Source organism: Ramlibacter sp., assembly GCF_013697775.1.
In the GTDB taxonomy this organism is placed as follows: Bacteria; Pseudomonadota; Gammaproteobacteria; order Burkholderiales; family Burkholderiaceae_C; genus Ramlibacter.
On sequence record NZ_JACCWG010000025.1, the window covers coordinates 1 to 6,498 of the forward strand.

9 protein-coding genes are annotated in these 6,498 nt (G+C 67.9%); 5 read left to right on the forward strand and 4 right to left on the reverse strand.

Annotation, left to right across the window (positions count from 1 at the left end; all coding sequences use genetic code 11):
- Positions 1–866, reverse strand: an 866-nt coding sequence (locus H0U68_RS01235; RefSeq protein WP_296352341.1) for a LysR family transcriptional regulator, incomplete at its 3' end; no start/stop codon positions are given.
- 81 nt (positions 867–947) lie between these two features.
- Between H0U68_RS01235 and H0U68_RS01240 the strand changes: the two genes are divergently transcribed.
- The 3 genes from H0U68_RS01240 to H0U68_RS01250 are packed head-to-tail and all read left to right on the forward strand — an operon-like array spanning position 948 to position 2,790.
- Positions 948–1,328: a nuclear transport factor 2 family protein gene (locus H0U68_RS01240; protein ID WP_296352342.1), complete on the forward strand. Its 381-nt coding sequence runs from the start codon at positions 948–950 to the stop codon at positions 1,326–1,328.
- Positions 1,325–2,341: an NAD(P)-dependent alcohol dehydrogenase gene (locus H0U68_RS01245; protein WP_296352343.1), complete on the forward strand. Its 1,017-nt coding sequence runs from the start codon at positions 1,325–1,327 to the stop codon at positions 2,339–2,341. Before H0U68_RS01240 ends, H0U68_RS01245 begins: the two co-directional genes overlap by 4 nt.
- 17 nt (positions 2,342–2,358) lie before the next feature.
- Positions 2,359–2,790 carry an OsmC family peroxiredoxin gene (locus H0U68_RS01250; RefSeq protein WP_296352344.1) on the forward strand — a complete coding sequence of 144 codons (432 nt, stop codon included), beginning with the start codon at positions 2,359–2,361 and terminating at the stop codon, positions 2,788–2,790.
- Between the two features lie 10 nt (positions 2,791–2,800).
- On the opposite strand, the gene H0U68_RS01255 is transcribed toward H0U68_RS01250, so the two are convergent.
- Both H0U68_RS01255 and H0U68_RS01260 read right to left on the reverse strand, forming a co-directional pair.
- The gene (locus H0U68_RS01255) at positions 2,801–3,601 is read right to left on the reverse strand and encodes a class III extradiol ring-cleavage dioxygenase (protein WP_296352345.1); all 801 of its coding nucleotides are present in this window, start codon (positions 3,599–3,601) and stop codon (positions 2,801–2,803) included.
- Positions 3,602–3,725: 124 nt separating this feature from the next.
- Positions 3,726–4,031, reverse strand: a complete 306-nt coding sequence (locus H0U68_RS01260; RefSeq protein WP_296352346.1) for a c-type cytochrome — start codon at positions 4,029–4,031, stop codon at positions 3,726–3,728.
- Positions 4,032–4,144: 113 nt separating this feature from the next.
- Between H0U68_RS01260 and H0U68_RS01265 the strand changes: the two genes are divergently transcribed.
- Complete coding sequence (locus H0U68_RS01265; protein ID WP_296352347.1) at positions 4,145–4,390, forward strand: TIGR04438 family Trp-rich protein; 246 nt, start codon at positions 4,145–4,147, stop codon at positions 4,388–4,390.
- Between the two features lie 61 nt (positions 4,391–4,451).
- Here the strand turns inward: H0U68_RS01265 and ilvD are convergent, their stop codons facing one another.
- Positions 4,452–6,146, reverse strand: a complete 1,695-nt coding sequence (gene ilvD / locus H0U68_RS01270) for a dihydroxy-acid dehydratase (protein ID WP_296352348.1) — start codon at positions 6,144–6,146, stop codon at positions 4,452–4,454.
- Between the two features lie 126 nt (positions 6,147–6,272).
- Here ilvD and H0U68_RS01275 point away from each other — a divergent pair.
- The coding region (locus H0U68_RS01275; protein ID WP_296352349.1) for a LysR family transcriptional regulator at positions 6,273–6,498 on the forward strand (226 nt) is incomplete at its 3' end.

Consider the following 6,498-nt stretch of genomic DNA (forward strand, 5'->3'; position numbering starts at 1 on the left):
GCCGCGGCCTGCGGCCGCCAGAAGATGCGCCAGGGGCGCAGCAGCGGGCCGGAGCGCAGCCGCTTGGCGACCAGGTCGCCGCGCAGCAGGTGCGGCGCCGCGATCCATTCCGACAGCACCGCGATGCCCATGTCCGCGCGCGCCAGGTCCAGGATGGCCTCGGTCAGCGGGACCTCCTGGTAGTGCAGCGGCGCACCGCCCTTGGAGGCGACGGCGCGATTGAACCAGGTCATCGAGGGTGTCGGCAGGTGGCCGGTGAGCAGCGGCTGGCCGACGAGGTCGTCACGCGTCAGATGGGGCTTGTGCGCCAGCGGGCTCGCGCGGCTGACGACGAACACCACCTCGTCGGCGAACAGCGGCGCGCTGCGAAAGCCCCGCTCCAGCGCCGGCTTGCCGGTGCCCATCGCCACGTCGATCTCGCCGGCATGCAGCGCGCGGTACGGATCCGGCGTGTGCTCCACGGCGATGCGCAACGTGATGCCGGGCAGCGCGCCGCGCAGCTGCTGCAGCACGCCGGGCACCCAGTGGTAGGCGGTGTAGCACTCGCACACCAGCCGCACCTCCTGCGCTGCCTGCGCCGGCCCGACAACCCGCTGCTCCAGGTCGCGCATGCCGGCCATCAACGCCGTGGCGCCCTCCAGCAGCACGCGGCCCGGCCCCGTGGGCTCCAGGCCGCGCGGCGTGCGCTCGAACAGCCGCACGCCCAGCCGCGTCTCCACGGCCTGCAAGGCGCGGCTGACCGCGGGCTGGGTCAGGTGCAGCAGCGAGGCGCCGGCGGCGGTGGTGCGGGCATGCGCCAGCGCGACCACCAGGCGCAGGTCGCGCGCGTCCAGCCGGGGGACGGGCGGCAGGGCAATGTCATTCATGCATTCACTCTATTCCAAAAATGCGTTGGACGCATTGGGGTGCGCCCGCCACACTGCGGCGCATCTGTGAAGGAGAACCTCTTGACGTCCAGCGACCCCGGCGGCACCGCCCGCGTGATCGACCAGTTCAACCAGGCGTTCCAGCGCCACGACCCCAGCCTGCTGCCCGACCTGGTCGCGGAAGATTGCGTGCTGGAGAACACCGTGTCCGCGCCGGATGGGGACCGCCACGAAGGCCGCACCGCGTGCCTCGGCGTCTGGCAGGGCATCGCCGCCGACCGGGAGGGCGCGTTCGAACTGGAGGAAGTGCGCGTGCTGGACGACCACGCCATCGTGTTCTGGCGCTACCGCAGGGGCACGGCCGATGCCGATTCCGTGCGCGGCGTGAACGTCATGCGCGTGCGCGGCGGCCGCATCGTCGAGGGACGCGGCTACGTGAAGGCATCGGGGGCGGCATCATGATGATGAAGCGCTACACCATGAACATGGGCGCCGGCCTCGACGGGCTGCGGCTGGAGCAGGTGCCGCGCCCGCAGCCCGGGCTCGGCGAGGTGCTGGTGGCGGTGCGCGCCGTTTCGCTCAACTACCGCGAACTGTCCATCCTGGTGGACGGCCGTTATCCGCTGCCGGTGAAGCCCGACGTGGTGGCGGTGTCCGATGGTGCCGGCGAGGTGCTGGCACTGGGCGCGGGCGTGGACCGGGTGAAGGTCGGCGACCGGGTGATCGCGTCGATCTTTCCGCGCTGGATCGACGGGCCGTTCCGCATGGAGGTGATCGAGCAGCTCGGAGGCAGCCGCGACGGCATGCTGTCGGAATACGTCTGCCTGCCGCAGGAAGCGCTGGTTCCCATTCCCGAGCACCTCGGCTACGAAGAAGCGTCGACGCTGCCCTGCGCGGCGCTCACCGCCTGGCATGCCGTCACGGCCGCCGGGCCGCTGGGTGCCGGCGAAACGGTGCTGGTGCTGGGAACGGGCAACGTCTCGCTGCTCGCGCTGCAGTTTGCCAGGATGTGCGGCGCGCGCGTCATCGCCACCACGTCGTCGGCGGCCAAGGCGCAGCGCCTGCGCGAACTCGGCGCCGACGCGGTGATCGACTACGCCGCCATGCCGCGGTGGGCGCCCGAGGTGCGGCGCCTGACGCAGGGTGCCGGCGTCGACCGGGTGGTGGAGGTGGCGGGCGGCTCGCTTGCCGAGTCGCTGCAGGCCACGCGGCTGGGCGGCCACGTGTCGCTGGTGGGCACGCGCGGCGGCAGCGCCAGCGTGGACGTCGGCGCGTTGTTCGGCTCGGGCGCCACCATCCATCCGATCGCCGTGGGCAATTTTGCGCAGCTGCAGGCCATGGTCGCCGCAATCGCGCTGCACAAGCTCAAGCCGGTGATGGACGAGACCTTCGCCTTCGACCAGGCGCCGCAGGCATTCCGCTACTACGCCGAAGGCCGGTCCTTCGGCAAGGTCGTCATCCGCGTCGGTGGTTGAGGCACAAGGAGAACTCCATGCAGCGAAGTGCGCAGGCGGTGTGGGAGCGCAGCCTCCAGCAGGGCGAAGGGCGCCTGACCACGCAAAGCGGCAGCCTGTCCGCGGCGGCGTTCTCGTTTCCGACCCGGTTCGGCAACGAGCGCGGCACCAACCCCGAAGAGCTGATCGCGGCGGCGCATGCGGCCTGCTTCTCGATGGCCTTCGCCTTCTTCGCGGAGGCGGCCGGTGCGCCGCCTCTGCACGTCGACACCACCGCGCAACTGAGCTTCGATCTCGGTGCGCAAGGGCCGGTGGTCACGGGTGTGGAACTGCAGCTGCAGGCGTCCGTGCCGGGCCTGGACGTGGCGCGGTTCCAGGAAGTGGCCCAGCAGGCGAAAGCGGGATGCCTGGTGTCGCGCCTGCTGAACACCACCGTGACGCTGCAGGCGCAGCAAGTGGGGACAGCTTGATCGGCTCTGGTCAGCCAAATTGGTACGAGGCTATGGCAACTTGCATGACGTGATCCACGAAGACTCTGCGCCCCACGTCCGCGCCAGCGGCGCCCGCGACCACCATCAATGGAATCAGGTGGTCTTCCCTGGGATGGGCCAGCCGCGCGCCGGGAGCCTCCTGCCAGCGCACCAGCATGTCGTTGCGCTTGCCCGCATCGGGCTCGCTGATGGCGGCATTCAGGTAGGCCTCGAACACCTCGGCGACAGGAGTGGACTGCGACTGGCCGAAGCCGCGCATGTTGTGATACGTCAAGCCGCTGCCGATGATCAACACACCTTCGTTGCGCAGCGGTGCGATGGTTTGCCCGAGGCGGATGTGTTCGGCCGGGTCGTATGTGGATTTCATCGACAGCATGACGACGGGCACATCCGCTTGCGGGTACATCAAGCTCAGGGGGACGAACGTTCCGTGGTCGAAGCCACGGGTGGCGTCTTCCTTGCAGGTCATTCCCGCTGCAGCCAGGAGCGCGCCGACGCGGGAAGCGAGTGCCCGGGAGCCTGGAGCCTTGTACTGGATCTTGTAGGTGTGCTCCGGAAAGCCGGAGTAGTCGTACTCCATGGGCGGGTGGTCCGAGGTGGAGACGGTGAACTGATCTGACTCCCAGTGGCCCGTGATGACCAGGATGGCCTTGGGCTTGCCGGGAAACAGGGCGGGCATCCCTGCAAATTCCCGCGCCGTCTTCGCGAACTGCTGCTTCATGCCGTCAACCCACGGCCACGGGCCGCCCCCGTGGGAGACGAAGAAGGTGGGAAAAGTGGTGATGGTCATTTCAGATCCTTTGGGGCGACGCAGTCGAATGTAGGTCGCGCGTCTACTGCTGACTTGGTCGGATCATCGACAAAACAAAAGGCCGGGACAAACCCGGCCTTTTGGCGTTGCGCTTGGGAGCGGCTTACTTCTGGCTCAGCACCCAGGCGGCCAGCTTCTTGGCTTCGGCTTCGTTGACCTGGCCGTTAGCCGGCATCGGCACCGGGCCCCACACGCCGGAGCCGCCCTTCATGATCTTCACCGCCAGCTTGTCCACTGCGTCTTTCTGGCCGGCGTACTTGGTGGCCACGTCCTTGTAGGCGGGGCCGACCAGCTTCTTGTCCACTGCATGGCAGGCCATGCAGTTCTTGGCCGTGGCCAACGCCTGGTCCGCCATCACGGGGCCCGCCAGCGCGCCAAGCGCGGCCAGCACAATCAGGGCTCGTTTCATCTTTGGGTCCTCTGCAGTTGGGTTACATTGCTTCAACGGCATTGTACTGAGCGTCGTTGACCAGCCCGGCCGTGCGGGCAGGGCGTGCGCCGGTGTTGTCCTGGAGAAGTTGAATGCTGTTTCTCGGAATCGGGATCCTGCTGCTCGCGTTGAAATACCTCGAATTCGGCGTGGTCGCCACCTGGTCGTGGTGGTGGGTGCTGTCGCCCTTCGGCATGGCCTTCCTGTGGTGGACCTGGGCCGACTGGTCGGGCTACACCAAGCGCAAGGCAGTCGAGCGCGACGATGCGCGCAAGCAGGCGCGCATCGACAAGCAGCGCGAGAACCTCGGGCTGGTCATCAAGAAGAAGAAGCGCTGATCCCCGTTCGGGCTGAGCCTGTCGAAGCCCTTCGACAAGCTCAGGGCGAACGGAGTGCGCTTCAAAAACTGTCCAGCACCGCGCCCTTGCTCGCGCTGGATGCATTGAACGCGAACTTGGCCTGCACGCCGCGCGTGTAGCGCGGTGCCGGCGCGGTCCACGCCGCGCGGCGCTTCGCGATCTCCTCCTGCGGCACGTTCAGCTCCAGCAGCAGCTTGCGCGCGTCAATGGTGATGGCGTCGCCTTCGTGCACCAGCGCAATGGTGCCGCCGGCCGCCGCTTCGGGAGCCACGTGGCCGACCACCATGCCCCAGGTGCCGCCGGAGAAGCGCCCGTCGGTGATCAGGCCCACGCTCTCGCCCAGGCCGGCGCCGATCAGCGCCCCCGTCGGCGCCAGCATCTCCGGCATGCCGGGGCCGCCCTTGGGACCCAGGTAGCGCAGCACCATCACGTCGCCGGCCTTGATCTTGCCGTCCAGAATCGCCTGCAGCGCCGACTGCTCGTCGTCGAACACGCGCGCCGGGCCGGTGATCACCGGATTCTTCAGGCCGGTGATCTTCGCCACCGCGCCTTCGGGCGACAGGTTGCCCTTGAGGATGGCCAGGTGCCCCTGCGCGTACATCGGGTCGGACAGCGGCCGGATCACGTCCTGGTCGGCGCGCGGCGCGTCGGGAATGTCCTTCAGCACCTCGGCGATGGTCTGGCCGGTGATGGTGATGCAGTCGCCGTGCAGCAGGCCCGCGTTCAGCAGCAGCTTCATCACCTGCGGAATGCCGCCGGCCATGTGTAGGTCCACCGCCAGGTACTTGCCCGAGGGCTTCAGGTCGCAGATCACCGGCGTCTTCTGGCGGATGCGCTCGAAGTCGTCGATGGTCCACTCGACCTCGGCCGCGTGCGCGATCGCCAGGAAGTGCAGCACCGCGTTGGTGGAGCCGCCGGTGGCCATGATCACCGCCACCGCGTTCTCGATGGCCTTCTTGGTGACGATGTCGCGCGGTTTGATGTCCTTCTTGATCGCCTCCAGCAGCACCTTGGCCGATTCCTTGGCCGAGTTCTGCTTTTCGTCGTGCGGATTCGCCATGGTGGACGAGTAGGGCAGGGAAATGCCCAGCGCCTCGAAGGCCGAGCTCATGGTGTTGGCGGTGTACATGCCGCCGCAGGAGCCGGTGCCGGGAATGGCGTGCTGCTCGATGTCCTTCAATTCCTGGTCGCTGATCTTGCCGGCGGAGTTCTGGCCCACCGCCTCGAACACGCTCACGATGTTCAGGTCCTGGCCCTTCCACTTGCCCGGCAGGATGGTGCCGCCGTACACGTAGATGGACGGCACGTTGGCGCGCAGCATGCCCATCAGGCCGCCGGGCATGTTCTTGTCGCAGCCGCCGACCACCACCACGCCGTCCATCCACTGGCCTTGCACGCAGGTTTCGATGCAGTCGGCGATGACCTCGCGGCTGACCAGGCTGTACTTCATGCCTTCGGTGCCCATGGCCATGCCGTCGCTGATGGTGGGCGTGCCGAAGATCTGCGGGTTGCCGCCGGCTTCCAGGATGCCTTCCACCGCCGCGTCGGCCAGCTTCTGCAGGCCGCTGTTGCACGGCGTGATGGTGCTGTGCCCGTTGGCCACGCCGACCATCGGCTTGCCGAAGTCGGTTTCCTTGTAGCCCATGCCGTAGTACATGGAGCGATTGGGCGCGCGCGACTTGCCCTGGGTGATGTTGTCGGAACGCAGGTGCAGCTGGATGGGCTTGGATTGCATGGTGTCTCTCCGCCACCGTTCGCCGAACGGTGTGTTTGAACGGTGTGTGTATGAAAGACGCCAGGATACGCCGGCCGACTGATTCCCTCCAATCCATTCCGCAGGTCCAATTAATATGCGGTGCATATGAGCGAATCCCCGATTGAGCTGCGGCTGTGGCGCCAGTTCGTCGCCGTCGCCGAGGAATTGCACTTCGGCCGCGCGGCCCATCGCCTGCACATGACGCAGCCGCCGCTGACGCAGGCCATCGCGCAGCTGGAGCGCGCCATCGGCGCGCGCCTGTTCGACCGCACCAAGCGCAGCGTGCAGCGCACCGCCGCCGGCGAGGCGCTGCTGCCGCAGGCGCGCGAGC

What these genes read in the sequence shown, in the direction of transcription:
- H0U68_RS01255 (WP_296352345.1), bottom strand. Translation starts at nt 3,601, where the DNA reads ATGACCATCACCACTTTTCCCACCTTCTTCGTCTCCCACGGGGGCGGC.
- H0U68_RS01245 (WP_296352343.1), top strand. Translation starts at nt 1,325, where the DNA reads ATGATGATGAAGCGCTACACCATGAACATGGGCGCCGGCCTCGACGGG.
- H0U68_RS01260 (WP_296352346.1), bottom strand. Translation starts at nt 4,031, where the DNA reads ATGAAACGAGCCCTGATTGTGCTGGCCGCGCTTGGCGCGCTGGCGGGC.
- H0U68_RS01265 (WP_296352347.1), top strand. Translation starts at nt 4,145, where the DNA reads ATGCTGTTTCTCGGAATCGGGATCCTGCTGCTCGCGTTGAAATACCTC.
- H0U68_RS01250 (WP_296352344.1), top strand. Translation starts at nt 2,359, where the DNA reads ATGCAGCGAAGTGCGCAGGCGGTGTGGGAGCGCAGCCTCCAGCAGGGC.
- ilvD (WP_296352348.1), bottom strand. Translation starts at nt 6,146, where the DNA reads ATGCAATCCAAGCCCATCCAGCTGCACCTGCGTTCCGACAACATCACC.